The sequence below is a fragment of the Thermomonas mangrovi genome, from assembly GCF_028201335.1.
GTDB classification, from domain to species: domain Bacteria; phylum Pseudomonadota; class Gammaproteobacteria; order Xanthomonadales; family Xanthomonadaceae; genus Thermomonas; species Thermomonas mangrovi.
Genome location: NZ_JAPEVV010000001.1, coordinates 528,544 through 554,402, shown reverse-complemented (window position 1 = coordinate 554,402; position 25,859 = coordinate 528,544). Strand labels below are relative to the sequence as shown.

The window sequence follows — 25,859 nt, the reverse complement described above, 5'->3', positions numbered from 1 at the left end:
TCAGCCGATCAGCTTGCGCGCGATCGCCGCGCCCGAGATCCACACGCCCGCCGCGCTGCCGAGGTTGCTGAGCAGGAACACCAGCACCACCCGGCAGACGCGGTTGCGGTACCAGCCCCCGAGCGTCTGGGCATCGTCGCGCAGGGCGAGGAAATCCGGGTAGGCGGGCTTGCGCAGGTGTACTTCGACCAGCGCGCTGAACATGCCGGGTGGCAACCCCGGGCGGAACGGCTTCAGCGGCGCGCTGATCGCCGCGGCGAGGATCGACAGGACGTGCCCGCGGGCCAGCAGGGCGCCGAGCCCGGCCAGGCCGCCGGTCCACAACACCCACTGCAGCAGCAGGTCGCGGCCGAGTTCGCGGCCGCCATGCAGGTAGCCCCAGGCGATGCCCGCCACGATCAGCGTGGTCAGCACGAGGGTGATCCACGGGATGCGCCGCTTCTTCGGCACGTGGGCCAGTTGCTCGGTGAGCGTCGCCGGCGGGCGGGTTTCGTCGGCCAGGTAGCGCGCCATGCCCTTGAGGTGGCCGGCGCCGACCACCGCGAGGACGTGGCGCGCGCCGTCGCCGCGCTCGCGCAGCTTCGCCGCCATGTACTGGTCGCGCTCGTCGATCAGGGTCGCGTACAGCGAGGGCGTGTCGCGCGCGAACTCGCCGAAGCTGGATTCGAGCATGTCGCCTTCCTTCAGGCGTTCGATGTCGTCCGCCGAAACCTCGTCGCTGGCGAACAAGCCGCCGGCGAGGCCGCCGACCAGCTTCATCCGGTCCCACCAGCCGAGGCCGAGCAGGATGCGCCGGAACGTGATGCCGACGTCGCGGTCGATCAGTTGCAGCGGCAGGCCACGCGCGGCGGCCTCGGTGGCGGCGGCCTTCAATTCCGCGCCGGGTTCGATGTCGAGCTGCTCGGCCAGGCGGCGCTGGTAGGCGGCGAGGGCGAGGTTCGCGGCGAACGGCGCGATCCGGCGTTCGCGGATGACCTTGACCAGGTCGAGCTGCGCCAGCGCATCGGGCTGGGTGAGCGCCTTGTGCCGCTGCTCGTCGAGTTCCACCGCGATCGCGTCGTAACGGCCGCTGTCGATGGCTGCCAGCACCGCTTCGATGCTGGCGCGCGAGACATGCGCCGTGCCCAGCAGGGTGTAGTGGACGCCGTCGCGTTCGAGCTCGATCACGGGTTGGCCCGCGTGGTCGAGGGCGGGGGTCGGGTCAGTCATGGTCGGGGGATCCTGCGGTGCCGGCGCCCAGCGGGCGCTGCATGAACACGGTGTCGAGCCAGCGGCCGTGCTTCCAGGCGATGCCCGGGAAGGTGCCGATGGGATGGAAGCCCGCGCGCGCATGCAGGCGCCGCGAGGCCAGGTTGGCTTGGTCGCCGATGACCGCGACCATCTGCCGGAAGCCGCGCGCCTCGCAGGCGGCGATGAGGGCCGCGAGCAGGCGGGTGCCGAGGCCCATGCCCTGCATGTCCGCAGCCACGTACACCGAATCCTCGACGGTGCTGCGGTAGGCGGCGCGCGCCCTGAAGCTGCTGGCGTAGGCATAGCCGGCAAGGCGGCCGTCGCGTTCGGCGACCAGCCAGGGATAGCCGGCGGCCTGCACGGCCGCGATGCGCCGCGCCATTTCGGCGGCATCGGGGGCTACGAGCTCATAGGTGTTCACGCCGCCCGCGACCTCCGCGGCATAGAGCGCGGTGATCGCATCGGCGTCGCCGGGCACGGCGTCGCGCAACGTCGGCGGCGTCCGCTCGCTCAGTCGCGGTACCGCTTGGTCAGGTCGGCGTAGGCGTCGATGCGGCGGTCGCGCAGGAACGGCCAGATGCGCCGCACGTGCTCGCTACGCGCCATGTCCACTTCGGCCAGCAGCACGGTTGGGTCGGTGCCGGCCTCGGCCACGAACTCGCCCTGCGGCCCGAGCACGTGGCTGTTGCCCCAGAAGTCGATGCCGGAGGCGCCGAGCGGGGAGGCTTCGTGGCCGACCCGGTTGCAGCTCAGCACCGGCAGGCCGTTGGCGACCGCATGGCCGCGATGGCTGAGGATCCAGGCATCACGCTGGCGGGTCTTCTCGGCCTGCGCGTCGGACGGATCCCACCCGATCGCGGTCGGGTACAGCAGCAGTTCGGCGCCGGCCAGCGCCATCAGGCGCGCGGCCTCCGGGTACCACTGGTCCCAGCACACCAGCACGCCAAGGCGGCCGACGCTGGTGTCGATCGGGGTGAAACCGAGGTCGCCGGGGGTGAAGTAGAACTTCTCGTAGAACCCCGGGTCGTCCGGGATGTGCATCTTGCGGTACTTGCCGGCGATGCGGCCGTCGGTTTCGAACACCACCGCGGTGTTGTGGTACAGGCCGGTTGCGCGCTTCTCGAACAGGGAGCTGACCAGTACCACGCCGTGCTGCCGGGCGAGCTGGCCGAGGCGTTCGGTGGACGGGCCGGGGATCGGCTCCGCGAGGTCGAACTCGTCGACCGATTCGTGCTGGCAGAAGTAGGCGCCGTTGTGCAATTCCTGCAACAGCACCAGCCGGGCGCCCGACGCCGCCGCATCGGCGACGCGCGCTTCGATCACCGCCAGGTTGGCATCGGCGTCGCCGTGGTTGCGTTCCTGCACCAGGGCGACGGGGAGCGTGGTCTTCTTCATCGGGCGATTGTAGGCACTCGTGTGCGCCGCGGCGCGGCCGTTCGCTCAGGCCAGGCCGGCAGGCAGTTGCATGGTGATGCAGTGCAGGCTGCCGTTCTGCCAGATCAGCGGACGGCAGGGCACCTGCACCACGCTGCGACCCGGGTGCGCCGAAGCCAGCACCGCGGCCGCCTCGGCGTCGCGGGCATCGCCATACGCGGGCATCAGCACGGCGTCGTTGATGACGAGGTAGTTCGCGTAGCTGGCCGCCAGCCGGCGACCGTCGTCGAGGATCGGCTTCGGCCACGGCAGCGGGTGCAGGCGGTACGGCGCGCCGTCGGTGGTGCGGAGGGCGGCGAGCTCCGTCGCCATCGCCTGCAAGGCCGGATAGTGCGCATCGCCGGGGTCGTCGCAGGCCTGGAACACGATCGCGTCGCCCGGCGCGAAGCGCGCCAGCGTGTCGATGTGCGCGTCGGTGTCGTCGCCCTCCAGCTCGCCGTGCTCCAGCCACAGCACGCGATCCTGGGCGAGGGTCGAACGCAGGACCGCCTCGATTTCCTCGCGGCGCTTGCCGGGGTGGCGCAGCGACAGGCAATGCCAAGTCGTGAGCAGGGTGCCGGCGCCATCGGTCTCGATGCCGCCACCTTCCAGCGCGAAGTCATGCACGCGGCGCTCGGCGTGGTGGAACACGCCTTGCGCCTGCAGGCGTTCGACCAGGCGATCATCGTCGCTGGCCTCGAACTTGCCGCCCCAGCCGGTGAACCGGAAATCGTTGAGCACGAAGTTGTCGCCGGCGCGCAACGTAATCGGGCCGGAATCGCGCAGCCAGGTGTCGTCGTAGGGCACGGTGACGAAGCGCACGCGCTCCATGTCCACGCGGTTGGAGCGCAGCCGCATCTCGGCGTAGGTCTCGACGTCATCGTCGGCGACGCACAGCACCACCCGCTGGAAACGGGTGATCGCCTGCACCAGCGCGATGTAGGTCTCCTCGACTTCGGCCAGGCGCTCGGCCCAGTCGGTGTCGCTGGTCGGCCAGGCCAGCAGGATCGCCGACTGGGGTTCCCATTCGGCGGGGAAGCGCGGGGTTTGCTGGGTCATCGGGTCAGCGTGCGGCTGGCTTCGGGCCGATCTCGCCGGGGCTGGCCTTGGCCATCACCACGTCGATGACCTTGCTGCGCTCGAAGTAGACGGTGAAGGCGGGGTAGCTCCAGCGGTTGATCGTCGGCCACTGGCGCTTCTGCCCGCCGCGCGGGTCAAGGCGCTCGCTCGGGGCGCCAAAGCGCGCCTCGACCTGGGCCATGCTCATCCCGCGCGTGGGCAGGTTGGCGGGCTCTTCGCCGACGCGCTCGATCAGCAGGGTGTCGCCCTCGACGACACGAGCCTCCTGGCCGATGGCCGTGGACGAGGCCAGGACCAGCAGGGCGAGCGAGGCAGGACGGATCAAGGCGCGCATGGCAGCACTCCGTGGGCGGGATTGGAAAGGATTTTATGCCGATCCCGTGAACGGGTCGCGATGGGTCACATATGAGAAAGGCCGCCCTGCGGCGGCCTTTCGTTCGCTTGCGGCGTCTCGCCGACGGCTCAGCGCTGGCGCGCCTTGAACCGCGGGTTGGACTTGCAGATCACGAAGACCTTGCCACGACGGCGAACCACCTTGCAGTCGCGGTGACGGGCCTTCGCCGACTTCAGGGAGGACAGGACCTTCATGATGGAACCTCGGCAAATGGGAAATGAAGCGGGAAGCCCGACATTCTAGCGGGCTTTGTCCCGCCGAATCAAGCGCTTGCCCGCATGACCTGCAGGTCGCCGGCAAGGTCCTGCCCAGTCGGCGCCCGGGCGGCGATAATCGCCGGATGGACACCCCGACGCCCGTGCTCACCATCGATGGCCCATCCGGCTCCGGCAAGGGGACGATCAGCCGCATCGTCGCCCAGCGCCTGGGCTGGCATTACCTGGATTCCGGCGCCCTGTACCGCGCCGTCGGGGTCGCCGCAGGCTGGGCCGATCTCGACCTGGACGACGCCGGCGCCTTGGTGCGCTGCACCTTCGACACCACGATCGGCTTCCGCGAGGGCGAGGCGGGCGACCTGCGGGTGCTGGTCAATGGCCATGATGCCACCGACGAGTTGCGCACCGAGACCGCCGGCGCGGCGGCGTCGGCGATCGCCGCCATCCCCGAGGTCCGCGCCGCCCTCAAGGACCGCCAGCGCGCATTCCGCCAGCCCCCGGGGCTGGTGGCCGACGGCCGCGACATGGGGACCGTCATCTTCCCCGATGCCGCGCACAAGGTGTTCCTGACCGCGAGCGCTGAGGAGCGTGCCGAAAGGCGCTATAAGCAGTTGAAAGACAAAGGGGTTTCCGTCACAATCGACGGTCTGCTGCGCGAGATCCTCGCCCGCGACGCCCGCGATGCCAGTCGCGCGGTGGCGCCGCTGCGGCCGGCCGACGACGCCGTCCGCATCGACACCACCGGGCTCGGCATCGACGACGTGGTCGCCCGGGTGCTGGACGTCGTGTCCCGCCCCGCCGGCTAGCCGGCGCGCCTCACGCCGCAGGTTCCGTCCCGTGGGCACGCCCGTGCCTGCGGTCTTCCTCCATCCATCCACACATGGCCAAGCGCGTCCTGCGCGAACGCCAACCAACCCAAGGTGGGCCGCCCCGTCAGTGCGGGAGGCCTGTGTATCCACCCGAGATTTTTCATGAATTCCGTAGCTACCGAATCCTTCGCCGAACTGTTCGAACAGAGCCAGGCCAACCTCGCCAAGCTCAAGCCCGGCGCGATCGTCAAGGGCATCGTGGTCGACGTCCGCAACGACGTCGTGGTGATCAACGCCGGCCTGAAGTCCGAAGGCATCGTGCCGATCGAGCAGTTCCGCAACGACGCCGGCGAGATCGACGTCGGCATCGGCGACGAGGTCAAGGTCGCCCTCGACTCGCTCGAGAACGGCTTTGGGGAGACCGTGCTGTCGCGCGAGAAGGCCAAGCGCGCCATGGTGTGGGACGAGCTCGAGGAAGCGCTCGAGAAGAACGAGACCATCGTCGGCCGCATCAGCGGCAAGGTGAAGGGCGGCTTCACCGTCGACATCAAGGACGTCCGCGCGTTCCTGCCGGGTTCGCTGGTCGATGTGCGCCCGGTCCGCGACCCGGTGTACCTGGAAGGCAAGGAGCTGGAGTTCAAGCTCATCAAGCTCGACCGCAAGCGCAACAACGTCGTCGTCTCCCGCCGCGCGGTGGTCGAAAGCGAGCATTCGGAAGAGCGCGAGCAGCTGCTCGAGAAGCTGGTCGAGGGCGCGGTGCTGAAGGGCGTGGTCAAGAACCTGACCGACTACGGCGCGTTCGTCGACCTCGGCGGCATCGATGGCCTGCTGCACATCACCGACATGGCGTGGAAGCGCGTTCGCCATCCGTCCGAGGTGGTCGAGGTCGGCCAGGAGCTGGACGTCCGCGTGCTCAAGTACGACCGCGAGCGCAACCGCGTCTCGCTGGGCCTGAAGCAGCTGGGCGAGGATCCGTGGGACAACATCGCCCGCCGCTACCCGGCCAACAGCCGCGTGTTCGGCAAGGTCTCCAACGTCACCGACTACGGCGCGTTCGTCGAGATCGAGCCGGGCGTGGAAGGCCTGGTGCACGTGTCCGAGATGGACTGGACCAACAAGAACGTCAACCCGGCCAAGATCGTGCAGGTCGGCGACGAACTGCAGGTCATGGTGCTGGACGTGGACGAGGAGCGTCGCCGCATCTCGCTGGGCATCAAGCAGGTCACCAGCAACCCGTGGGAGACCTTCGCCGCGATCCACAAGAAGGGCGACAAGGTGTCGGGCCAGATCAAGTCGATCACCGACTTCGGCATCTTCATCGGCCTGGACGGCGGCATCGATGGCCTGATCCACCTGTCGGACATCAGCTGGAACTCGACCGGCGAGGACATCGCCCGCAACTACAAGAAGGGCGACACGCTCGAGGCGGTGGTGCTGGCGGTGGACCCGGAGCGCGAGCGCATCAGCCTGGGCGTCAAGCAGCTCGAGCAGGATCCGCTGGGCCAGTTCATGGCCTCGCACCCGAAGGGCACCAAGGTCGCCGGCACCGTCAAGGAAGTGGACGCCAAGGGCGCGACCATCGACCTGGGCGATGGCGTCGAGGGCTACGTGATGGCCCGCGACATCTCCGACGACCGCGTGGACGATGCCAGCCAGGTGCTGAAGGTCGGCCAGGAAGTCGAGGCCAAGTTCGTGGGCATGGACCGCAAGGGCCGCAGCCTGCAGCTGTCGATCAAGGCCAAGGACGAGGCGGAAACCGCCGAAGCCATGGCCGAGTACAACAAGGTCGCTTCCGACGCCGCCAGCGGCACCACCAAGCTGGGTGCGCTGCTGCGCGAACAGCTGAACAAGGCCGACTGATCCCGTCGGCCTGCAGGCCACCGCGATGGCCCGGCGACGCGCCGGGCCATCGTCGGCATGCCGACGGCCGGATGATCACCGCGACATGACGAAATCCGAACTCATCGAATTGCTCGCCCGGCGGCAGCCGCACCTGAAGGCCGACGACGTCGACCTGTCGGTGAAGTCGCTGCTGCAGATGATGGGCACCGCCCTGGCCGAGGGCGACCGCATCGAGGTGCGCGGGTTCGGCAGTTTTTCCCTGCATTTCCGGCCGCCCCGCACGGGGCGCAACCCGAAGACCGGCGACGCGGTCGCGTTGCCCGGCAAGCACGTCCCGCATTTCAAGCCCGGCAAGGAATTGCGCGAGCGGGTGACCGACGTGGTTCCGCTCCCGTCGGACGACTGAAACCGGGGCCATCGCTCCGTTAAGCTAGCGGGTGCCGCCTGGAGACCCGATGCGCCTGATCCGACTCGTTGCCGCCATCGCCTTCCTGCTGCTGGGCGGCGTGGTGGGCGCGCTCAACACGCAACCGGTGCGCCTCGACCTCGGGGTGGTGCAGCTCGATGCCAGCCTGGGCGTGCTGGTCCTGGTGCTGCTCGCATTGGGCATGCTGTTGGGCGCTGCATTGATCGCGCTGGGCGTGGTGTTGCCGCTGCGGCGGCGGTTGCGGAACCAGACGACGGGCGCCGCCCCGGCGCGCCAGGAGGCATGAGGTGGAAGCACTCGACCAGTGGTGGATGCTGGTGCTGTTCGTGCCGCTGGCGGCGTTGGCGGGCTGGATCATCGGCCGGCGCGGCGGCGAGCGCCACAGCGACAGCCAGGTCAGCAAGCTGTCGACGACCTATTTCCGCGGCCTGAACTACCTGCTCAACGAGCAGCCGGACAAGGCCATCGAGTTGTTCCTGCACATCGCCGAACTCGACAAGGACACCTTCGAGACGCAAGTGGCGCTGGGCCACCTGTTCCGCCGCCGCGGCGAGGTGGATCGCGCGATCCGGCTGCACCAGGCGCTGGCGCAGCGACCCGAGCTGACCGATGCGCAGAAGGTGCAGGCGTTGTCGGCGCTGGGCGAGGACTACATGCGCTCGGGCCTGCTTGATCGCGCGGAGACGGTGTTCGCCGACCTCGCGCGGATTGACCAGCGCGCGCCGCAGGCGCTGCGCCACCTGATCGCGATCTACCAGTCCGAGCGCGACTGGGAGAAGGCGATCGAGAACGCCAGCCGCTTCGAGGCGGCCACCGGCGAGCCGATGGGCAAGCTCATCGCACAGTTCGAATGCGAGCTCGCCGCCCGCCAACGCTCGGCGGGCGACACCGAGGCCGCGCGCGCCTCGCTGGCCCGGGCTTATGCCGCCGATCCGACGTCTGTGCGCGCCGGCATCGCGGAGGGACGCCTGGAGGCCGAGGCCGGGCGCCATGCCGCCGCCATCCGCGCGTTCGAACGCGCCGCCCGCCACGACCCGGATTACCTGCCGGACATCCTGCCGATGCTGCAGGAGAGCTACGCGCAGGTCGGCGAACGCAGCGGCGCCCGCGCCTTCCTCGCCGAAATGTGCGAGCACTACCGCGGCATCGCTCCCGTACTCGCGCTCGCGCGCATGGTCGAGGCCGAAGAGGGCGTGGGCGCGGCCCGGCGGTACCTCGCCCAACAACTGAAGGATCGCCCCTCCGTGCGCGGCGAGGCGGCGCTGATCGACCTGACCCTCGCCGACGACGCCGACGCGTCGTCGGCCCTGCACGACCTCAAGCACATCACCGACCAGTTGCTCGTGCGTAACCCGAGCTACCGCTGCAACCGTTGCGGGTTCGGCGCGCGCAGCCACCATTGGCAATGCCCCAGCTGCAAGGAGTGGGGCACGGTGAAGCCGCTGCTGAACTATGCGGTGGTCTGAGCCGGCGGGGCTGCTCGCGATCGGCCTGCTGGCCTGGCTGGTGTCCTGGGCGGGCACCCGGTGGGCGATCCGGCATGCGCAGGTCCACGGCCTGCACGACCTGCCTAGCGAACGCCGGAGCCACGCCGTGCCCACCCCACGTGGCGGCGGCATCGGCATTGCGGCGGCCGGCCTGGCGGCGCTCCTGCTGCTTGCTGCGACCGACGACACGCCGACCGCCTGGCTGGCGATGGCGATGGGTTTGTCGTTGGTCGCCGGCATTGGCTGGTGGGACGATCATCGTGACCTGCCCGCGACCCCGCGCCTCCTCGTCCATGTCGTGGCCGCGGCGCTGCTCGCGGCGGGCTGGTGGCTGCACGGCGCAGGCCCGATCGTGGCGGTCGTGGCCTTCCTCGCGGCGGTCTTCCTGGTCAATGCCTGGAACTTCATGGATGGCATCGATGGCCTGGCGACCAGCCAGGCGATGCTGTGCGGAGTCGCCTTCGCCGCGATGCTTCCGGCACCGGAAGGGATGGTCGGCGTGTCGCTCGCGGCAGCCTGCCTCGGGTTCCTGCCATCGAACCTGCCGCGCGCACGGGTGTTCCTGGGCGACGTAGGCAGCGGCACGCTGGGTTTCCTTGTCGCGATGCTGCTGGCAGCCGGCTTGTCGGCATCCGGCCGGGCGCAATGGCCCGTGCTGCTGCTGCCGGTGCTCGCGATGTCGGTTGACGTCGGGCTCACCTTGGGCTGGCGCATGCGTCGCGGGGAGCGGTGGTGGCAGGCGCACGTGCAGCACGCCTACCAGCGCTGGAGCAGGCGGTCGGGCCACGGAACCGTGGCGTTTGCCTACGCCATCTGGACGGCGCTCGCTTGCGGGTTCATGCTCTGGTGGTTGGGATACGGCCTGCCTGGCGCGCTACCGGCCTTGCTGGCTTGGGTAGTGGCGGCAGTGCTGGCGTGGCGTGTGTTGCATCGCGAAGCTGGCGGAAGGACCGAAGGAATCGGCGCATGACGACATGGAAGGATCGCTGGAAGTACGGACTGCCGCGCCTGACCGTCGCGCTGCATGACCTGGCCATGGTCTGGGTCTGCTGGCAGGGCCTGCACTTCCTGCGTTTCGCCCTGCAGCCGCAGCCCCTGCCGCTCGAACCTTTCTCCAGCACGGTGCTGATCGTCATGGTGGCGCAGGGGCTGGTGTTCTGGCGCGTGGGCCTTTATCGCGGCTTGTGGCGCTTCGCCAGCGTGCCGGACCTTGTCAACATCCTCAAGGCAAGCCTGCTCGGGTTGCTCGCGGTCGTCGTCGGCCTGTTCTTCTACAGCCGCCTGGACCTGGTGTCGCGCGCGGCGCTGCTGCTGTACCCCTTCGTGTTGACCCTGCTGCTGGGCTTGCCGCGGTTGCTCTTCCGCGCATGGAAGGACCAGCGGACGACGCGCAAGGACGATGGCGCGGAACGGGTACTCATCCTCGGCGCCGGTCAGGCGGGCGAGGCGCTGGTGCGTGACCTGCGCCGTACCGGGCGCTATGAGCCGGTCGGCTTCCTGGATGATGCCGTCGCGCTCCGCGGCACCCGCCTGCAGGGCTTGCCGGTCCTCGGCAAGATCGAGGATGTCGGCAGGATCGCGCGGGAAACAGCCGCGCGACTGTTGGTCATCGCGATCCCCTCGCTCGATGCGGTCGGGATGCGCCGCGTCGTCGGCATCTGCGAAGACAGCGGGGTGCCGTTCCGGACCGTTCCCCGGCTTGCGGACGTGCTGGATGGCAGCTCGCTGCCCGGGCAATTGAAGGAAGTCGCGATCGAGGACTTGCTGGGGCGGCAGCCGCTGAATCCCGATTGGAAGGCGATCCGCGGATGGCTGGGTGGACGTTCCGTGCTGGTCACGGGTGCCGGGGGATCCATCGGGTCCGAGCTGTGCCGGCAGTGCGCCAGGCATGGCGCACGCCGGCTGGTGCTGCTGGAGATCGACGAACTGGCGCTGTTGACCATCGAGGCCAACCTGCGCCGGGATTTCCCCGACATCGAATGCATCCCGGTGCTGGGCGACTGCGGTGATCCTGCGGTCATCCGGCATGCGCTCGGCGATGCAGCGCCCGATGCGGTTTTCCACGCCGCTGCCTACAAGCAGGTGCCACTGCTGCAACGCCAGTTGCGCGAGGCGGTGCGCAACAACGTCCTGGCCACCGATGTGGTCGCGCGTGCGAGCCGGGATGCCGGGGTGGGCACCTTCGTGCTGATTTCCACCGACAAGGCGGTCGACCCGGTCAACGTGCTGGGGGCGACCAAGCGCCTCGCGGAAATGGCATGCCAGTCGCTCGTTGACCACCGGTCCACCCGATTCGTGACGGTCCGCTTCGGCAACGTCCTCGATTCGGCGGGAAGCGTGGTTCCGCTGTTCCGCGAACAGATCCGCCGCGGCGGGCCGGTCACCGTCACCGATCCGGAGGTCACCCGCTACTTCATGACCATCCCGGAAGCCTGCCAACTCATCCTGCAGGCCTCGGCGATCGGCGCGCAGCAGGCCGTCTATACCCTCGACATGGGCGAGCCGGTCTCCATCCGCATGTTGGCCGAACAGATGATCCGCCTGGCGGGCAAGCTGCCCGGGCGAGACATCGTCATCGAGTACACCGGGTTGCGTCCTGGCGAAAAGCTCCACGAGACGCTGTTCCACAGCGACGAGCGTTACAGCGCCACCCAGCATCCCAAGATCCTGCAGGCGGTGCCGCGCAGCGTGAGCGGGGAGCGCGTGGATCCGGCACTGGATGCGCTGCGTGAGGCCACAAGCGCGTATGACCTGGAACAGCTGGCGTCCGCGCTGAGGGTCGCCGTCCCGGAGTTCAATCCGGCCATCGATGTCGATGGCCCGCATGCCTCGACCATCATCGCATTCCCCGCACGCAAGGCGCGCCAGCAGTGATCGGTGCATCGGGCGGAAAACGGAGGGTGAGGATCGCCGTGTTCCCCGTCGCGGGCCTGGGGACCCGTTTCCTGCCGGCGACCAAGACGGTCCCGAAGGAGATGCTGCCCATCGTCGACAAGCCGCTGATCCAGTACGCGGTGGACGAGGCGATCGAGGCGGGTTGCGACACCCTGGTGTTCATCACCAACCGCTACAAGCACGCGGTGGCCGACTACTTCGACAAGGCGTACGAGCTCGAGCAGAAGCTGGAACGCGCCGGCAAGGCCGAACAGCTCGCGCTGGTGCGGAACGTGTTGCCGGAGGGCGTGCGCGCGGTGTTCGTGACCCAGGCCGAGGCACTGGGACTGGGCCACGCCGTGCTCTGCGCGAAACCGGTGGTCGGCAACGAACCCTTCGCGGTGCTGCTGCCGGACGACCTGATCTGGAGTCGAGGCGATGGCGCCTTGAAGCAGATGGCGGACCACGCGCAACGGACCGGCGGCAGCGCCATCGCCGTGCAGGACGTGCCGCGCGCGCAAACCGGCAGCTACGGCATCGTCGCCACCGACAGCTTCGACGGACAGGCCGGGCGCATCCGCCAGATCGTCGAGAAGCCGAAGCCGGCGGACGCGCCCAGCAACCTTGCCGTGGTCGGGCGTTATATTCTCAACCCGGCGATCTTCGACCTGCTCGAAACCACGCAGCAGGGCGCAGGCGGGGAAATCCAGCTGACCGATGCCATCGCGCAGCTGTTGCCATTGGAGCAAGTGGATGCGTTCCGCTTCCACGGCACCCGCTTCGATTGCGGTACCCACCTGGGGCTGATCGAGGCCACCGTGCGCTATGCACTTGACCACGAGCTGCTCAGCGATGCCGCGCGCAAGCTGATGCAGAATGCGCTGGACGAAATGGGCGTGGTCGAGAACTGATTTTTCGACAGGCGCTCCGTCTGTCAGGCCGGACGCTTGCCGCGAATATCCCCCGGCATCGACCAAAGGCCGATGCCTCCTCCTCGATTTCGCGGCTATCGCCCGTCCAGGCAGACGTCGGTCTATCGCATGCGCGGCGTGATTACAGCGATTCGAAGATCCCCGCAGCGCCCATGCCGGTGCCGATGCACATGGTCACCATGCCGTACTTCTGCTGGCGGCGGCGCAGGCCATGCAGCAGGGTGGCGGTGCGGATGGCGCCGGTGGCGCCCAACGGATGGCCCAGCGCGATCGCCCCACCCAGTGGGTTGACCTTGGCGGGATCCAGTTCGCTGTCGCCGATCACCGCGAGGGCCTGCGCGGCGAACGCCTCGTTGAGCTCGATCCAGTCCAGCTGGTCCTTGGTCAGCCCGGCCTGCCGCAGCGCCTTGGGGATCGCGGCGATCGGGCCGATGCCCATCACTTCCGGGCGCACGCCGGCCACGCTGAAGCTGACGAAGCGGGCCAGCGGGGTCAGGCCGTAGTCCTTGATCGCCTGCTCGGAGGCCAGCAGCACCGCGCCGGCGCCGTCGCTCATCTGCGACGAGTTGCCCGCGGTCACGGTGCCGCCGAACTGGCCGTTGCGGAACACCGGGCGCAGCTTGCCGAGGCCCTCGGCCGAGGTGTCGGCGCGCGGGCCTTCGTCGTGCTCGACCAGCAGCTGCTTCAGGCGGATGGCTTTGCCGGCGAGGTCAGGCAGGCGGGCGACGACCTCGTACGGCGTGATCTCGTCGCGGAACTCGCCCGCGGCCTGCGCCGCCAGCGCCTTCTGGTGCGAGGCGAGGGCGAAGGCGTCCTGCGCCTCACGCGACACCTTCCACTCCTCGGCCACCTTCTCGGCGGTGATGCCCATGCCGTAGGCGATGGCCACGTGGTCGTCGCGGAACACCGATGGCGACAACGCGACCTTGTTGCCCATCATCGGCACCATCGACATCGACTCGGTGCCGCCAGCCAGCATGAGGTCGCCGTTGCCCAGGCGGATCTGGTCGGCCGCCAGCGCCACGGCCTGCAGGCCGGACGAGCAGAAGCGGTTGATGGTCTGCGCGGCGATGGTGTCCGGCAGACCGGCCAGGAGCACGCCGATGCGCGCCACGTTCATGCCTTGCTCGCCCTCGGGCATGGCGCAGCCGATGATCGCGTCGTCGATGCGGCCGACGTCGATGCCCGGCGCCTGCGCGACGACGGCCTTCAGCACGTGCGCCAGCATGTCGTCGGGACGGGTGTTGCGGAATACGCCCTTCGGGGCCTTGCCGACCGGGGTCCGGGTGGCGGCGACGATGTAGGCGTCCTGGATCTGCTTGCTCATGGATGGACTCCGATGTCTGGGGTGTCGGCGGCACGGGGACGTGCCGCCGCGGCATCGCATGCGATGCCGCGCAAGCGGGCGAATGTCACGCCATTCGCCCGCGCCGGGAAAGTCGTGGCAGGAGGCCCGATCTTTCACACGATCAATTCCGCAGGGGCTTGCCGGTCTTCAGCATGTGGCCGATGCGGGCCTGGGTCTTCTCCTGCTGGGCCAGCTCGACGAAGTGCTTGCGCTCCAGCTTGAGCAGCCAGTCCTCGTCCACCATCGCGCCGCGGTCCACGTCGCCGCCGCACAGCACGGTGGCGATGCGGGTGGCGATCTCGTCGTCGTAGGCGCTGATGAAGCGGCCTTCCAGCATGTTGACCAGCAGCATCCGGAAGGTCGCGATGCCGACGTCGCCGGCGACCCGGATGCGCCGTGCCGGCATCGGCGGGCGGTAGCCGGTTTCGTGCAGGGCCAGGGCTTCCTGCTTGGCGATGTACAGCAGCTCCTGGGCGTGGAAGGCCACCCTGTCGCCGGCCCGCAGCAGGCCGAGTTCCTTCGCCTCGACGGCGGAGGTGGACACCTTGGCCATCGCCACGGTTTCGAAGGTCTTCTTCAGCTCCGCGAACACGTCGCCGTTCGCGCCGGCGGCGTCGGAGGCGCGCACCGCGATCTCCTTCAGGCCTCCGCCCGCGGGGAGCAGGCCAACCCCGGCCTCGACCAGGCCGATGTAGCTCTCGAGGTGGGCCACCGTGCGCGCGCTGTGCATCTGGAACTCGCAGCCGCCGCCGAGCGCCAGGCCGCGCACCGCCGCGACCACCGGCGCCAGCGAATACTTGATGCGCTGGCTGGTGGCCTGGAAGTTGGCGACCATCGCCTCGAACTCGGTGAGCTTGCCGGCTTGCAGTGCGCCCAAAGCACCGGCGAGGTCGGCGCCGGCGGAGAACGGCTCCTTCGGCTGCCAGAGCACGAGGCCCTTGAAGCGGCGCTCGGCGATGCCGATCGCCTCCTGCATGCCGTCGAGCACGGCATCCGACACCGTGTGCATCTTGGTCTTGAAGCCGACCACGCCGATGTCGTCGCCATCCGTCCACAGGCGCACGCCGTCGTTCTCGAACACCGTCTCGCCTTGCGGGAAACGCTCGCCCAGCAGGGGATCGGGGAAGCGCTGGCGGCGATACACCGGCAGCGACGAGCGCGGCAGCTTGGCGTCCTTGGCCGGGCTGTAGCTGCCCTCGGTGCCATGCACGCCATCGCGCCCATCGAACACCCAGTCGGGCAGGGGGGCGCTGCTCATGGCCGCGCCCGCGAGGATGTCGTCGGCGATCCATTGCGCCACCTGCTTCCAGCCGGCGGCCTGCCAGGTTTCGAACGGACCCAGCGACCAGCCGTAGCCCCAGCGGATGGCGAGGTCGACGTCGCGCGCGGTCTCGGCGATGTCCTTCAGGTGGAAGGCGCTGTAATGGAACAGGTCGCGGAAGCAGGCCCACAGGAAGCGTGCCTGCGGATGCGCGCTCTCGCGCAGGAGGCGGAACTTCTCGGCGGGATCCTTCGTTTTCAGGATCTCGACCACTTCCGGCGCCGCGCCGCGGTCGGCGGGGCGGTAATCCTGCGCCGCCAGGTCCAGCACCACGATGTCCTTGCCGACCTTGCGGAAGATGCCCGCGCCGGTCTTCTGGCCCAGCGCGCCCTTGGCGATGAGGGCCTGCAGCCAGTCCGGGGACTGGAAGTAGCGATGCCACGGGTCGTCCGGCAGGGTGTCGGCCATCGTCTTGATGACGTGGGCCATGGTGTCCAGCCCGACCACGTCCGAGGTGCGGTAAGTCGCCGACTTCGGCCGCCCCAGCAGGGGGCCGGTCAGTCCGTCGACTTCGTCGAAGCCCAGGCCGAAGGCGTGCGTGTGGTGGATCACCGACAGGATCGAGAACACGCCGATCCGGTTGCCGATGAAGTTGGGCGTGTCCTTCGCGTACACCACGCCCTTGCCGAGGGTGGTGGTCAGGAAGGTTTCCAGGCCCTCGAGGACCGCCGGGTCAGTGCCGCGGGCCGGGATCAGCTCGGCCAGGTGCATGTAGCGGGGTGGGTTGAAGAAGTGCACGCCGCAGAAGCGGTGGCGCAATTCCTCGGGAAGCACGTCGGCCAAGGCATTGATGCCCAGCCCGGAGGTATTGCTGGCCAGCACCGCCGTGGCGGGCACGAACGGGGCGATCTTGCGATACAGGTCCTGCTTCCAGTCCATCCGCTCGGCGATCGCCTCGATGACCAGGTCGCAGCCGCGCAGGTGCTCCAGGCCGGTCTCGTAGTTCGCCGGGACGATCCGCTCGGCCAGCGCCTTGGTCGCCAGCGGCGCGGGCGACAACTTGCCGAGGTTGGCGATCGCCTTGGCGACGATGCCGTTCGGGTCGCCGTCCTTGGCCGGCAGGTCGAACAGGACGGTGTCGACGCCCGCGTTGACCAGGTGGGCCGCGATCTGCGCGCCCATCACCCCGGCGCCGAGGACCGCCGCACGGCGTACAAGCAATTTCTCAGACATGTCTTGCAACTCCTTGAAATATCAGGAAGCATCCGCCTTGAAACCGGCGGCGGCGAAACGGATCAGGGCAGCGGCGGCGCGTTGCCGGTGCTGGCTGTCGGAGACACCGCTGGGGCGCTTGATCAGCCCGAAGTCGGCCATCGCGTAGGTCAGCGCGCCCGAGAGGAAGTCCAGGCGGCGGTAGAGCTCCTCCTTGCCGAGGCCGGGGACGCAGGCGTCGATCGCCTTGGCGAACTCGCGCAGGACGTGCCCGTACTGTTCGGAGAGGAACTTGCGCAGGCCTTCGTTGCTCTCGGCGTAGGCGCGGGCGATGACCCGGATGAAGGCGCCACCGCCGTGTCGATCCTGGGCCATGGCCAGCGCGGGTTCGACGAACGCGGCCAGCACCGGCTCCAGCTGGCCGGGGGCGTTGCGCGTGGCGGCCTTGAGCGCCTCGAGGCGCTGCGCGCTCATTTCGTCCATGCGGCGCCGGAACACCTCGTTCACGAGGTTGTCCTTGCTGCCGAAGTGGTAGTTCACCGCCGCGATGTTCACGTCCGCCCGGCTGGTGACCTGCCGCAGCGAGGTCGAGGCGAAGCCCTGCTGGGCGAACAATTCCTCCGCGGCGTGGAGGATCCGGTCCTTGGTCGAGAAGTGTTGCAGGCTCATGCGGTGACTCCATGAATCAAACGCTTGTTTGATCCTAGGCCCGGGGGTGCCCTTCCGTCAACCGGAGGTCGCCCCAGCCGGAATCGCCAGCTGGAGCGGAGGCCTCGCATGGGTTAGAATTCGCCGCAGCCATATCGGCCAAACCCGCGCCAGTACGCGGGTTTTTCTGTTATCTTCGGGCCCGCGACGCGATCGCCGGCCCGCCAACCGGAGAATTCCCATGGCGCTGGAGCGCACCATTTCCATCATCAAGCCCGACGCGGTCGCCAAGAACGTGATCGGCGAGATCTACGCCCGTTTCGAGAAGGCCGGCCTGAAGGTCGTCGCCGCCCGCATGAAGCACCTGTCCAAAGCCGAGGCCGAGGGCTTCTACGCGGTCCACCGCGAGCGCCCGTTCTACAACGCGCTGGTCGAGTTCATGACCTCCGGTCCGGTGATGATCCAGGTGCTGGAAGGCGAGGGCGCGGTGCTGAAGAACCGCGAGCTGATGGGCGCCACCAATCCGAAGGATGCCGCCCCGGGCACCATCCGCGCCGACTTCGCCGACAGCATCGATGCGAACGCGGTGCACGGTTCGGATTCGCTGGAGAACGCGGCGATCGAGATCGCGTACTTCTTCCCGGCCACCGACGTCTACGCGCGCTGATCGCGCGGCATCGGACAACGCAGTGAGCGATACCCGCGCCCCGGCCCTCGACATCGCCCTCGTCGGCGATTCGGCCTCGGGCGCGCCTGCGGCGGCGGCTTCGGCCGCCGCGCGCACCAACATCTTCGACTTCGACCGGGTCTCGCTGGAACGGTTCTTCGAAGTCGAGCTGGGCGAGAAGACGTTCCGCGCCCACCAGGTGATGAAGTGGATCCACCATCGCCACGTCACCGAGTTCGCCGACATGACCGACCTCGGCAAGGCGCTGCGCGCCAAGCTGGAGGCGCGGGCCGAGGTGCGTGCGCCACAGGTCCTGCTGGACAAGGAATCCGCCGACGGCACGCGCAAGTGGCTGATCGGCATGGATCCGCGCAACGCCATCGAGACCGTCTACATCCCCGACAAGGGTCGCGGCACCCTCTGCGTGTCATCGCAGGTCGGCTGCGCGCTGAATTGCACGTTCTGCTCCACCGCCACGCAGGGGTTCAACCGCAACCTGTCGACCGCCGAGATCATCGGCCAGGTCTGGGTGGCGGCGCGCGCGCTCGGCAACGTCCCGCACCAGCAGCGCCGGCTGACCAACGTCGTGATGATGGGCATGGGCGAGCCGCTGGCGAACTTCGACAACGTCGTGCGGGCGATGAGCATCATGCGCGACGACCTGGGCTATGGCCTGGCCAACAAGCGCGTCACCCTGTCCACCGCGGGCATGGTCCCGATGATCGACCGGCTGGCCGCGGAAAGCGACGTGTCGCTGGCGGTCTCGCTGCACGCGCCGTTCGACGAGTTGCGCAGCGAGCTCGTCCCGCTCAACCGCAAGTACCCGATCGCCGAGCTCATGGATGCCTGCGTCCGCTATGCGACGCGCAAGAAGGGCGAGTCGGTCACTTTCGAATACACCCTGATGCGCGGCGTCAACGACCAGCCCGAGCATGCGCGGGCGCTGGTCAAGCTGATGCGCGACTTCGACCGGCGCGTGCAGATGAAGGACGCGGCGAAGGTCAACCTGATCCCGTTCAACCCGTTCCCCGGCACGCGCTTCGAACGTCCCGGCGACGAGGCCATCCGCGCGTTCCAGAAGCAGTTGAACAATGCCGGCATGATCGCGCCGGTGCGCCGCACCCGCGGCGACGACATCGACGCCGCCTGCGGCCAGCTGAAGGGGCAGGTCATGGATCGCACCCGCCGCCAGGCTGAATTCCGGAAGTCCCTGCAAGGCCAGGGCGGGGTGCCGGATGCGGCGTGACATTGGCATCGCCGTGCTGTCGATGGTCGTGGTCCTGCTCGCTGGGTGCCGCGCGATGGACCGATTGAGCTTCATCCGGCCTTCCGCCGAGCGTGGCGAATTCAGGCAGGTCGCCCCGGATCGCGACGTCAGCGGCAAGCCCGGCAAACGCTCCGCTGATCCCGTCCAGCTGCTGCAATCCGCAGTCGATGCCTACCGGCTCGGCGATCTTGTGCGCGCCGAGTCGCTTGCCAAGGCCTCACTGCAAGCGGGCGCGCCGGCGGGCGATGCGAACACGCTGCTTGGCGTCGTCGCCGATGCCCGCGGGCAGCGCGAGGCCGCGGGAGGGTACTACCGGGCAGCGGCAAGCGCGGCGCCCGGCAATGGCACCTATGCCAACAACTACGGCGGTTGGCTGTGCGCGACTGGGCAGGCCAGGGCATCGCTCGAATGGTTCGACCGTGCAGTGGCCGACCCGACGTATCCCACCCCGGCGAACGCGGCGGCCAATGCGGGCGATTGCGCCGCCAAGGCCGGCCTTGCTGCGCGGGCCGAAGCCAGCTGGCGGCTCGCCTTGGCGACCCAGCCCACCCACGTGCAAGCCCTGGCGGGCATGGCGGCGTTGGAGGCTGGGCGAGGTCGACATCTCGAGGCCCGCGCCTTCCTCGAACGCTGGCTGGAACTGAACCCGAACGACCTCGCGGCATTGCGCCTCGCGGCCCAGGTCGAGGATGCGCTGGGCGACAACGAGGCCGCGGCGCGTTATCGTATGCGCTTGCAAGCAGCGTCCTCCGCCACGCAACGCGCACTGCCAACGCCATGACGGCCCCGCAGAAAGACACGACCCACCATGCCCTCGCCGGCTGCGGCGAGCGCCTGCGCGCGGCCCGTGAAGCCGCCGGTCTGAGCGTGGATGACGTCGCCCTCCGCCTGCACATGCCGGCGCGCGTGGTGCGCTCGCTGGAGTCGGAGGATTGGTCGCGGCTCGGCGCGCCCGTCTTCGTGCGAGGGCAGGTCCGCAGCTACGCCCGCCTGCTCGGGTTGACCACGGCGCCGATGATGGAGGCGCTGAACGTCGGTCCGGTGGAACCGGCGCGCCTGGTCAGTCGCAGCCACATCCCGCAGACCCAGTGGTGGGCCGAGCAGGTGGGGCGCAGGTTGATCTACATCGTGCTGACGCTGTCGCTGGCGGTGCCTGCGTGGATCGCGACCCGCGAACGCCTCGCTGCCGAGCCGGAGCCCGCCGCCCCGCTGGATCTTCCAGCGGGTGCGCTCGGAGGCGTCGAATCCGCCAAGCCGGCGGCACCGCGGACGGTGGTGGCATCGATGGCACCCATGACGTCGCCGGCCAGCGCCGCCGCGCGCGAGGGCCTGGTGATCAGGACCCACGCTGAGAGCTGGCTCGAGGTCATGTCGCCCGCCGGCGAAGTGGTGGAGAAGGGGTTGCTGCCTGCGGGTAGCGAACGCCGTTTTGCCCATGCTCAGGTTGGTCGACTGACCATCGGCAACGCGTCTGCGGTCGAGCTTCGCAACCTCGGCCGCGACGTGGACCTGGCGCCCTTTGCGCGCGCGAACGTGGCGCGCTTTGCGGTATCCTCTGGCGGTTCGCTGGTCGCCTCCGACTGACGTTCGCGCCGGTCGATGCCGGGACCCTCCACTTCCAGAGATTCACAGCGCCCGGCGGCTGGTCCGCCGGCACGGAAACAGCATGGCGATTGACGACCTGCTCGACGAGCACGAACAAAGCGAACGCGTCCGGTCCTGGCTTCGCGGCAATGCCGTGGGGCTCATCGGGGGCGTGGGATTGGGCCTGGCGGCGATCGTCGGATGGCATTGGTGGCAGGGCCAGCAGGCCGAGGCCAGGATGGGCGCGAACGCGCGCTATGCGCAGGCCGTACAGGCTTACGAGGCAAGGCAACTTCCTGCCGGCGATCCCAAGGCAGGCATCGAGGCGATCTCCAAGGCGAACCCGACACTGGGCGCGCTGGCTGCGCTGCAACTGGCCAAGGCCCAGGTGGACGCCGGCAAGCGTGACGAGGCAATCGTGACCCTGCGCGGCCTGCATGACCTGGATCCGGCAATGCGTGCAGTCGTCAACGAACGACTCGCGCGGCTGCTGATCGATGCGGGCAAGGGCAAGGAAGCGCTGGCCCTGCTGGACGACGCACGCGACCCGACGATGCTCGCCATCCGCGGCGATGCGCAGTTCGCGCTCGGCGACCGCGCCAAGGCCCGCGAGGCCTATGCCAAGGCGCTGGGACTGGTGGACGTCGGCGATCCACAGCATCGCCTGCTGCAACTCAAGCTGATCGAAGCGGGCGGCACGCCGCCCCATACCGAGGATCGCACCTGATGAGTCGTCCCTACCATCGTCCCTTGCGCCTTGTCGCGGGCTTCGCGTTGGCCGCGCTGCTGCTCGGCGGTTGCACCACGGTCAAGAACCTGTTCGACGGTCGTGGCAAGGACAAGTCGCTGGAGCCCACGCCGCTGGTGCAGATCACGCCCAGCGTGAACGTGGCGCGCCTGTGGAGCGCCAGCATCGGTGGTGGCGAGAAGTCGCTGGGCATGGGCCAGCACCCGGCGATCGCCGACGGCCGCGTGTATGCGGCGGCGGTCGATGGCGGCGTGCATGCACTGGACCTCAAGACCGGCCAGTCGGTGTGGCGCTATGCCTCGGAGCTTCCGCTGTCCGGCGGGCCCGGCGCCGGAGAAGGCCTGGTCGTGGTCGGCAGCCTCGAGGGCGACGTGATCGCGCTGGATGCCGCCACCGGCACCGAGAAGTGGAAGGCCAAGGTCGGCAACGAGGTCCTTGCCGCCCCTGCGATCGGCGGCGGCACGGTCTACGTGCACTCCAACGATGGCCGGGTCACCGCCTTCGATGCGGCCACCGGCGAGCGCCGCTGGTTCTACAGCGTGGAAGTCCCGGTGCTGACCGTGCGTGGCACCGGCCCGGTGACCGTCGGCCCCGGCATCGTGTTCGTCGGCAATGACAACGGAAACCTGACCGCGCTGTCTGCGACCGATGGCGGCGTCCTCTGGTCCACGCCGGTCGCGGAGCCTGACGGGCGCAGCGAGCTGGAGCGCATGGCCGACGTCGATGGCGCCGTGGTCATCGACAACACCATGCTGTACGCCACCAGCTACAAGAACCACACCATCGCGATCGATGGGCCGTCCGGGCAGATCGTGTGGGATCGCGAGAACGGCGGCCCGCGCGGCCTCGGCCTGAGCAACTCCGCGGTGGTGGTCACCGACCCGGTCGGCAAGGTCTGGGCGCTCGACAAGAACTCGGGCGCGAGCCTGTGGCAGCAGGATGGCCTGGCGCATCGCAACACCTCCGCGCCTGCCGTGCAGGGCGACTACGCCGTGGTCGGCGATCTCGAGGGCGTCGTCCACTGGCTGCGCCTGAATGACGGCGCATTCGCCGCCCGCGCCGAGATCGGCGGCCCGATCACCGGGCAGCCGGTGGTGTCCGACGGCGTGGTCGTGGTCCAGACCACCGAGGGCCAGCTGGCCGCCTTCGCGCTCCAGTAAGCGCCCCGTCCGGCCTGCGGGCTGGCGCGTCCCTGCGGCCCCGGCTACCGTGTCGGGGCCGCGTTGTTTTCGTGATGCAGGACAATGGCGCCCGGCGCCGCGTGAAAAGGCTCATCCATGCTTCCGCTCGTTGCCCTCGTGGGGCGCCCCAATGTCGGCAAGTCGACGCTCTTCAACGCGCTGACGCGTACTCGCGACGCGCTGGTCCACGATGAGCCGGGCGTCACCCGCGACCGCAACTACGGGGTCTGCCGCCTGCTGCCGGAACGCCCGTTCGTGTTGGTCGATACCGGCGGCATCGCCGGCGAAGACGAGGGCTTGGCCGGTGCCACCGCGCGCCAGTCGCGGGCGGCGGCGGAAGAGGCGGACCTGGTCCTGTTCGTGGTGGATGGCCGTGAAGGCGCCTCGGCGCTGGACGACGAGATCCTCGCCTGGCTGCGCAAGCTGTCGAAGCCGACCCTGCTGATCGTCAACAAATCCGATGGCATCGACCAGCGGGCGGCGGTCGCCGAGTTCGCGCGCTACGGTTTCGCGGATGCGCTGGCGGTGTCGTCCGCGCACCGCACCGGGATCGATGCGGTGCTGGCCCGGGCGATGGCGCTGTTGCCGGAGGAGGGCACGGCGGAAACCCTGGACGAGGACCCGGGCCGCATCCGCATCGCCTTCGTCGGCCGCCCGAACGTGGGCAAGTCGACGCTGGTGAACCGCATCCTCGGCGAGGAGCGGATGATCGCGTCCGAAGTGCCCGGTACCACGCGCGATTCGATCGCGGTGGACCTGGAGCGCGACGGTCGCAAGTACCGCCTGGTCGACACCGCCGGCCTGCGCCGCCGGTCGAAGGTCGACGAGGCGGTCGAGAAGTTCTCGGTGGTGAAGACCCTGCAGGCGATCGAGCAATGCCAGGTCGCGGTGCTGCTGCTGGACGCCAGCGAAGGGGTGACCGACCAGGACGCCACCGTGCTTGGTGCGGTGCTCGACGCCGGGCGCGCGCTGGTGATCGCGCTGAACAAGTGGGATGGCCGCAGCGACTACGAACGCCAGCAGGCCGAGGCGCTGGCCTCGCGCAAGCTGGGCTTCGTGGACTGGGCCGAACGCGTGCGGATCTCCGCGCTGCACGGCTCCGGCCTGCGCGAGTTGTTCAAGGCGGTGCATCGCGCGCATGCCTCGGCGACCCACGCCTTCAGCACCGCCGACGTTACCCGCGCGGTCGAGGCGGCGTATGCCGCCAATCCGCCGCCGGTGGTGCGCGGGCACGTGGCGAAGCTGCGCTTCGCCCACCCGGGCGGCGACACCCCGCCGACCTTCGTGGTGCACGGCACGCGGTTGAAGACACTCAGCCCCACCTACCACCGCTACCTCGAGAACTTCTTCCGCAAGCGATTCAAGCTGGTCGGCACGCCGATCCGCTTCGTGTTCAAGGAAGGGGCCAATCCGTACGAAGGCAAGAAGAACGTGTTGAGCGAGCGCCAGGTCGCGAAGAAGCGCCGGCTGCTGCGCCACGTCAAGCGCGATTGATGCTGCAGGCCGCCGATCTCACGCTCGGCATCCTCGCGGGCGGGCGGGCGTCCCGCCTCGGCGGTCGCGACAAGGCGTGGCTGGTCCGCGACGGACAACCCCAGGTGCGGCATGTGGCTGCGCGGCTCGCCGATGCCTGCGACTCCGTCCTGGTGAGCGCCAATGCGCGATTCGAGCGCTACCATGCGCACGGCTTCCGGACGGTGGCCGACATGACCCGGGACGCGGGGCCGATCGGCGGACTGGAAGCGCTGGCTGATGCCTGCCGGACGCGGTGGTTGTTGACCGTGCCGATTGATGTCCTGCAAGTACCGGACCGCGTCCTGGACCGGCTTGCCGCTGCCGGGGGACGGGGTGCCGTCGTGGAGGATGACGACGGGCTGCAACCGTTGCTGGCCCTGTATGAAATCGATGCCTTGCGTGCGGCATGCGCGGCTGCGTTGGCGATTGGAGCGTTCTCCGTCCAGGCCATGCAGATGCGGCTCGGATTGCCCGCGGTGCATTTCGCGGGCCTCCGCATCGGCAACATCAACACGCCCGAGGACGCGAGCAGCGCCGGCTTCCTGCCGTGACCGCCCCCGCGTGCGTGGCGGTGCCGCCGCAGCGATAATCGCGCGATGACGGTCATGAGCATCTCCCCGGAGGAAGCCGCCGCGCGCTGTGCGGATGGCGCGCTGCTGGTCGATGTCCGTGCAGACCACGAACGCGCGCTCGGGATGGCGGCCGGTGCGCTGGGCGTCGTGCGCGAGGTGCTGGAGGCCGACCCGCACCGCCACCTGTCGCACCCGGGCCGGGAAGTGGTGCTGATCTGCCAGTCCGGGCTGCGTTCGCGGCTCGCCGCCGAAGCCCTGCGTGACCGCGGCTTCACCCATCTATCGTCAGTCGAGGGCGGCACCGAGGCCTGGGCCGCCGCCGGGCTGCCGATGCAGCGCCCCGACATCGACGCAGACTTCTCCGAGCGCTATGCGCGCCACCTGCGCCTCCCGGACGTCGGGCTGGCCGGGCAGCGCCGGCTGGAGGCCGCGCGCGTGCTGCTGGTGGGCGCCGGCGGGCTCGGCTCGCCGGCGGCGTACTACCTGGCCGCGGCCGGCGTCGGCAGCCTGCGCATCGCCGACGACGACATCGTCGATCGCAGCAACCTGCAGCGGCAGATCCTGCACACCGAGGCGCGTGTCGGCACGCCCAAGGTCGATTCCGCGGCGGTCGCGCTGGCGGCGCTGAACCCGCGGACCCGGATCGAACCGGTGGCGGAACGCGTCAATGCGGGCAATGTCGAGCGGCTGCTGGCGGGCGTCGATGTCGTCGTCGACGGCGCCGACAACTTCCCGGCGCGTTACCTGCTCAACGATGCCTGCGTGAAGCTCGGCATTCCCCTCGTGTACGGCGCGGTGCATCGCTTCGAGGGCCAGGCCAGCGTGTTCGATGCCGGCCGCCAGCGCGGCGTGGCGCCCTGCTACCGCTGCCTGTTCCCCGACCCGCCCAACGCGGAGGCCGCGCCCAACTGCGCCGAGGCCGGCGTGCTTGGCGTCCTCCCGGGGGTGATCGGGCTGTTGCAGGCCACCGAGGCGATCAAGCTGCTGCTCGGGGTCGGCACGCCGTTGACCGGGCGCTTGCTGCAATTCGATGCGCTGGGCATGCGGTTCCGCGAAACGCGGTTGGCCGCGGATCCCGATTGCGCGGTCTGCGCGCCCGGGCGTGCGTTCCCGGGGTATATCGATTACGCGGCGTTCTGCGCCGGAGGTTGAG

26 protein-coding genes are annotated in these 25,859 nt (G+C 69.2%); 17 read left to right on the top strand and 9 right to left on the bottom strand.

The genetic code is table 11. The features are described 5' to 3' along the window. The 6 genes from ON759_RS02665 to ykgO form a co-directional block, all read right to left on the bottom strand. Positions 1–1,209 (bottom strand): TraB/GumN family protein, encoded by a 1,209-nt coding sequence (locus tag ON759_RS02665; RefSeq protein ID WP_271678791.1) that lies wholly within the window; start codon positions 1,207–1,209, stop codon positions 1–3. Beyond that, positions 1,202–1,744, bottom strand: coding sequence for a GNAT family N-acetyltransferase (locus ON759_RS02660; protein ID WP_425608437.1), 543 nt, complete (start codon positions 1,742–1,744; stop codon positions 1,202–1,204). Before ON759_RS02660 ends, ON759_RS02665 begins: the two co-directional genes overlap by 8 nt. Next, the gene (locus ON759_RS02655; RefSeq protein WP_271678789.1) at positions 1,741–2,625 is read right to left on the bottom strand and encodes a carbon-nitrogen hydrolase; all 885 of its coding nucleotides are present in this window, start codon (positions 2,623–2,625) and stop codon (positions 1,741–1,743) included. The genes ON759_RS02660 and ON759_RS02655 overlap by 4 nt, the downstream gene beginning before the upstream one ends. A gap of 45 nt (positions 2,626–2,670) precedes the next feature. Then, the gene (locus ON759_RS02650) at positions 2,671–3,702 is read right to left on the bottom strand and encodes an agmatine deiminase family protein (RefSeq protein WP_271678788.1); all 1,032 of its coding nucleotides are present in this window, start codon (positions 3,700–3,702) and stop codon (positions 2,671–2,673) included. Positions 3,703–3,706: 4 nt separating this feature from the next. After that, positions 3,707–4,057, bottom strand: coding sequence for a hypothetical protein (locus tag ON759_RS02645; protein ID WP_271678787.1), 351 nt, complete (start codon positions 4,055–4,057; stop codon positions 3,707–3,709). Positions 4,058–4,185: 128 nt separating this feature from the next. After that, positions 4,186–4,311, bottom strand: a complete 126-nt coding sequence (gene ykgO, locus ON759_RS02640) for a type B 50S ribosomal protein L36 (RefSeq protein ID WP_010342887.1) — start codon at positions 4,309–4,311, stop codon at positions 4,186–4,188. A 146-nt stretch (positions 4,312–4,457) separates the two neighbouring features. Between ykgO and cmk the strand changes: the two genes are divergently transcribed. From cmk to galU, 8 genes are all read left to right on the top strand, one after another. Then, positions 4,458–5,138 (top strand): (d)CMP kinase, encoded by a 681-nt coding sequence (cmk, locus tag ON759_RS02635; RefSeq protein WP_271678786.1) that lies wholly within the window; start codon positions 4,458–4,460, stop codon positions 5,136–5,138. 165 nt (positions 5,139–5,303) lie between these two features. Further along, positions 5,304–7,001, top strand: a complete 1,698-nt coding sequence (gene rpsA, locus ON759_RS02630; protein WP_271678785.1) for a 30S ribosomal protein S1 — start codon at positions 5,304–5,306, stop codon at positions 6,999–7,001. A gap of 25 nt (positions 7,002–7,026) precedes the next feature. After that, a complete protein-coding gene (locus tag ON759_RS02625) occupies positions 7,027–7,389 on the top strand; it encodes an integration host factor subunit beta (protein ID WP_271678784.1) in 363 nt (120 codons plus the stop codon). 49 nt (positions 7,390–7,438) lie between these two features. Beyond that, the gene (locus tag ON759_RS02620; RefSeq protein WP_271678783.1) at positions 7,439–7,696 is read left to right on the top strand and encodes a lipopolysaccharide assembly protein LapA domain-containing protein; all 258 of its coding nucleotides are present in this window, start codon (positions 7,439–7,441) and stop codon (positions 7,694–7,696) included. Positions 7,697–7,721: 25 nt separating this feature from the next. Continuing rightward, the gene (lapB, locus tag ON759_RS02615) at positions 7,722–8,876 is read left to right on the top strand and encodes a lipopolysaccharide assembly protein LapB (protein WP_284698507.1); all 1,155 of its coding nucleotides are present in this window, start codon (positions 7,722–7,724) and stop codon (positions 8,874–8,876) included. Further along, positions 8,863–9,867 (top strand): MraY family glycosyltransferase, encoded by a 1,005-nt coding sequence (locus tag ON759_RS02610; protein ID WP_271678781.1) that lies wholly within the window; start codon positions 8,863–8,865, stop codon positions 9,865–9,867. The genes lapB and ON759_RS02610 overlap by 14 nt, the downstream gene beginning before the upstream one ends. After that, complete coding sequence (locus ON759_RS02605; RefSeq protein ID WP_271678780.1) at positions 9,864–11,771, top strand: polysaccharide biosynthesis protein; 1,908 nt, start codon at positions 9,864–9,866, stop codon at positions 11,769–11,771. Before ON759_RS02610 ends, ON759_RS02605 begins: the two co-directional genes overlap by 4 nt. Next, positions 11,771–12,682 (top strand): UTP--glucose-1-phosphate uridylyltransferase GalU, encoded by a 912-nt coding sequence (gene galU, locus ON759_RS02600; RefSeq protein WP_271679019.1) that lies wholly within the window; start codon positions 11,771–11,773, stop codon positions 12,680–12,682. The genes ON759_RS02605 and galU overlap by 1 nt, the downstream gene beginning before the upstream one ends. Before the next feature lie 142 nt (positions 12,683–12,824). On the opposite strand, the gene ON759_RS02595 is transcribed toward galU, so the two are convergent. From ON759_RS02595 to ON759_RS02585, 3 genes are all read right to left on the bottom strand, one after another. After that, the gene (locus ON759_RS02595; RefSeq protein ID WP_271678779.1) at positions 12,825–14,030 is read right to left on the bottom strand and encodes an acetyl-CoA C-acyltransferase; all 1,206 of its coding nucleotides are present in this window, start codon (positions 14,028–14,030) and stop codon (positions 12,825–12,827) included. A gap of 142 nt (positions 14,031–14,172) precedes the next feature. Then, the gene (locus ON759_RS02590; RefSeq protein ID WP_271678778.1) at positions 14,173–16,545 is read right to left on the bottom strand and encodes a 3-hydroxyacyl-CoA dehydrogenase/enoyl-CoA hydratase family protein; all 2,373 of its coding nucleotides are present in this window, start codon (positions 16,543–16,545) and stop codon (positions 14,173–14,175) included. A 21-nt stretch (positions 16,546–16,566) separates the two neighbouring features. Next, a complete protein-coding gene (locus tag ON759_RS02585) occupies positions 16,567–17,193 on the bottom strand; it encodes a TetR/AcrR family transcriptional regulator (RefSeq protein ID WP_271678777.1) in 627 nt (208 codons plus the stop codon). Between the two features lie 220 nt (positions 17,194–17,413). On the opposite strand from ON759_RS02585, the gene ndk reads away from it, so the two are divergent. The 9 genes from ndk to moeB all read left to right on the top strand — a co-directional run bounded on the left by ndk (position 17,414) and on the right by moeB (position 25,858). Continuing rightward, the gene (ndk, locus tag ON759_RS02580; protein ID WP_271678776.1) at positions 17,414–17,839 is read left to right on the top strand and encodes a nucleoside-diphosphate kinase; all 426 of its coding nucleotides are present in this window, start codon (positions 17,414–17,416) and stop codon (positions 17,837–17,839) included. 121 nt (positions 17,840–17,960) lie between these two features. Beyond that, entirely contained in the window at positions 17,961–19,085 is a 1,125-nt protein-coding gene (gene rlmN, locus ON759_RS02575; RefSeq protein WP_486679366.1) for a dual-specificity RNA methyltransferase RlmN, read from the top strand. Continuing rightward, positions 19,075–19,887, top strand: coding sequence for a tetratricopeptide repeat protein (locus ON759_RS02570; RefSeq protein WP_271678774.1), 813 nt, complete (start codon positions 19,075–19,077; stop codon positions 19,885–19,887). The genes rlmN and ON759_RS02570 overlap by 11 nt, the downstream gene beginning before the upstream one ends. After that, entirely contained in the window at positions 19,884–20,690 is an 807-nt protein-coding gene (locus ON759_RS02565; RefSeq protein WP_271678773.1) for a helix-turn-helix domain-containing protein, read from the top strand. The genes ON759_RS02570 and ON759_RS02565 overlap by 4 nt, the downstream gene beginning before the upstream one ends. 82 nt (positions 20,691–20,772) lie before the next feature. Further along, complete coding sequence (locus ON759_RS02560) at positions 20,773–21,417, top strand: YfgM family protein (protein ID WP_271678772.1); 645 nt, start codon at positions 20,773–20,775, stop codon at positions 21,415–21,417. Further along, positions 21,417–22,598 carry an outer membrane protein assembly factor BamB gene (gene bamB / locus ON759_RS02555; protein WP_271678771.1) on the top strand — a complete coding sequence of 394 codons (1,182 nt, stop codon included), beginning with the start codon at positions 21,417–21,419 and terminating at the stop codon, positions 22,596–22,598. Before ON759_RS02560 ends, bamB begins: the two co-directional genes overlap by 1 nt. 117 nt (positions 22,599–22,715) lie before the next feature. Further along, positions 22,716–24,113, top strand: a complete 1,398-nt coding sequence (gene der, locus ON759_RS02550) for a ribosome biogenesis GTPase Der (RefSeq protein WP_271678770.1) — start codon at positions 22,716–22,718, stop codon at positions 24,111–24,113. Further along, complete coding sequence (gene mobA, locus ON759_RS02545; RefSeq protein ID WP_271678769.1) at positions 24,113–24,685, top strand: molybdenum cofactor guanylyltransferase; 573 nt, start codon at positions 24,113–24,115, stop codon at positions 24,683–24,685. Before der ends, mobA begins: the two co-directional genes overlap by 1 nt. 45 nt (positions 24,686–24,730) lie before the next feature. Beyond that, entirely contained in the window at positions 24,731–25,858 is a 1,128-nt protein-coding gene (gene moeB, locus ON759_RS02540) for a molybdopterin-synthase adenylyltransferase MoeB (RefSeq protein ID WP_271678768.1), read from the top strand. Position 25,859 lies beyond the last annotated feature (1 nt).

Bases quoted from the DNA above. Each gene is read 5' to 3' on its own strand.
- ON759_RS02645 (WP_271678787.1), bottom strand. From the start codon at position 4,057: ATGCGCGCCTTGATCCGTCCTGCCTCGCTCGCCCTGCTGGTCCTGGCC.
- ON759_RS02585 (WP_271678777.1), bottom strand. From the start codon at position 17,193: ATGAGCCTGCAACACTTCTCGACCAAGGACCGGATCCTCCACGCCGCG.
- der (WP_271678770.1), top strand. From the start codon at position 22,716: ATGCTTCCGCTCGTTGCCCTCGTGGGGCGCCCCAATGTCGGCAAGTCG.
- ON759_RS02665 (WP_271678791.1), bottom strand. From the start codon at position 1,209: ATGACTGACCCGACCCCCGCCCTCGACCACGCGGGCCAACCCGTGATC.
- ndk (WP_271678776.1), top strand. From the start codon at position 17,414: ATGGCGCTGGAGCGCACCATTTCCATCATCAAGCCCGACGCGGTCGCC.
- bamB (WP_271678771.1), top strand. From the start codon at position 21,417: ATGAGTCGTCCCTACCATCGTCCCTTGCGCCTTGTCGCGGGCTTCGCG.
- ON759_RS02605 (WP_271678780.1), top strand. From the start codon at position 9,864: ATGACGACATGGAAGGATCGCTGGAAGTACGGACTGCCGCGCCTGACC.
- ON759_RS02590 (WP_271678778.1), bottom strand. From the start codon at position 16,545: ATGTCTGAGAAATTGCTTGTACGCCGTGCGGCGGTCCTCGGCGCCGGG.
- ON759_RS02595 (WP_271678779.1), bottom strand. From the start codon at position 14,030: ATGAGCAAGCAGATCCAGGACGCCTACATCGTCGCCGCCACCCGGACC.
- lapB (WP_284698507.1), top strand. From the start codon at position 7,722: ATGCTGGTGCTGTTCGTGCCGCTGGCGGCGTTGGCGGGCTGGATCATC.
- ykgO (WP_010342887.1), bottom strand. From the start codon at position 4,311: ATGAAGGTCCTGTCCTCCCTGAAGTCGGCGAAGGCCCGTCACCGCGAC.
- ON759_RS02560 (WP_271678772.1), top strand. From the start codon at position 20,773: ATGGCGATTGACGACCTGCTCGACGAGCACGAACAAAGCGAACGCGTC.
- ON759_RS02625 (WP_271678784.1), top strand. From the start codon at position 7,027: ATGGCCCGGCGACGCGCCGGGCCATCGTCGGCATGCCGACGGCCGGAT.
- rpsA (WP_271678785.1), top strand. From the start codon at position 5,304: ATGAATTCCGTAGCTACCGAATCCTTCGCCGAACTGTTCGAACAGAGC.
- ON759_RS02570 (WP_271678774.1), top strand. From the start codon at position 19,075: ATGCGGCGTGACATTGGCATCGCCGTGCTGTCGATGGTCGTGGTCCTG.
- ON759_RS02565 (WP_271678773.1), top strand. From the start codon at position 19,884: ATGACGGCCCCGCAGAAAGACACGACCCACCATGCCCTCGCCGGCTGC.
- moeB (WP_271678768.1), top strand. From the start codon at position 24,731: ATGACGGTCATGAGCATCTCCCCGGAGGAAGCCGCCGCGCGCTGTGCG.
- ON759_RS02610 (WP_271678781.1), top strand. From the start codon at position 8,863: ATGCGGTGGTCTGAGCCGGCGGGGCTGCTCGCGATCGGCCTGCTGGCC.
- ON759_RS02655 (WP_271678789.1), bottom strand. From the start codon at position 2,625: ATGAAGAAGACCACGCTCCCCGTCGCCCTGGTGCAGGAACGCAACCAC.
- ON759_RS02620 (WP_271678783.1), top strand. From the start codon at position 7,439: ATGCGCCTGATCCGACTCGTTGCCGCCATCGCCTTCCTGCTGCTGGGC.
- mobA (WP_271678769.1), top strand. From the start codon at position 24,113: ATGCTGCAGGCCGCCGATCTCACGCTCGGCATCCTCGCGGGCGGGCGG.
- cmk (WP_271678786.1), top strand. From the start codon at position 4,458: ATGGACACCCCGACGCCCGTGCTCACCATCGATGGCCCATCCGGCTCC.
- ON759_RS02650 (WP_271678788.1), bottom strand. From the start codon at position 3,702: ATGACCCAGCAAACCCCGCGCTTCCCCGCCGAATGGGAACCCCAGTCG.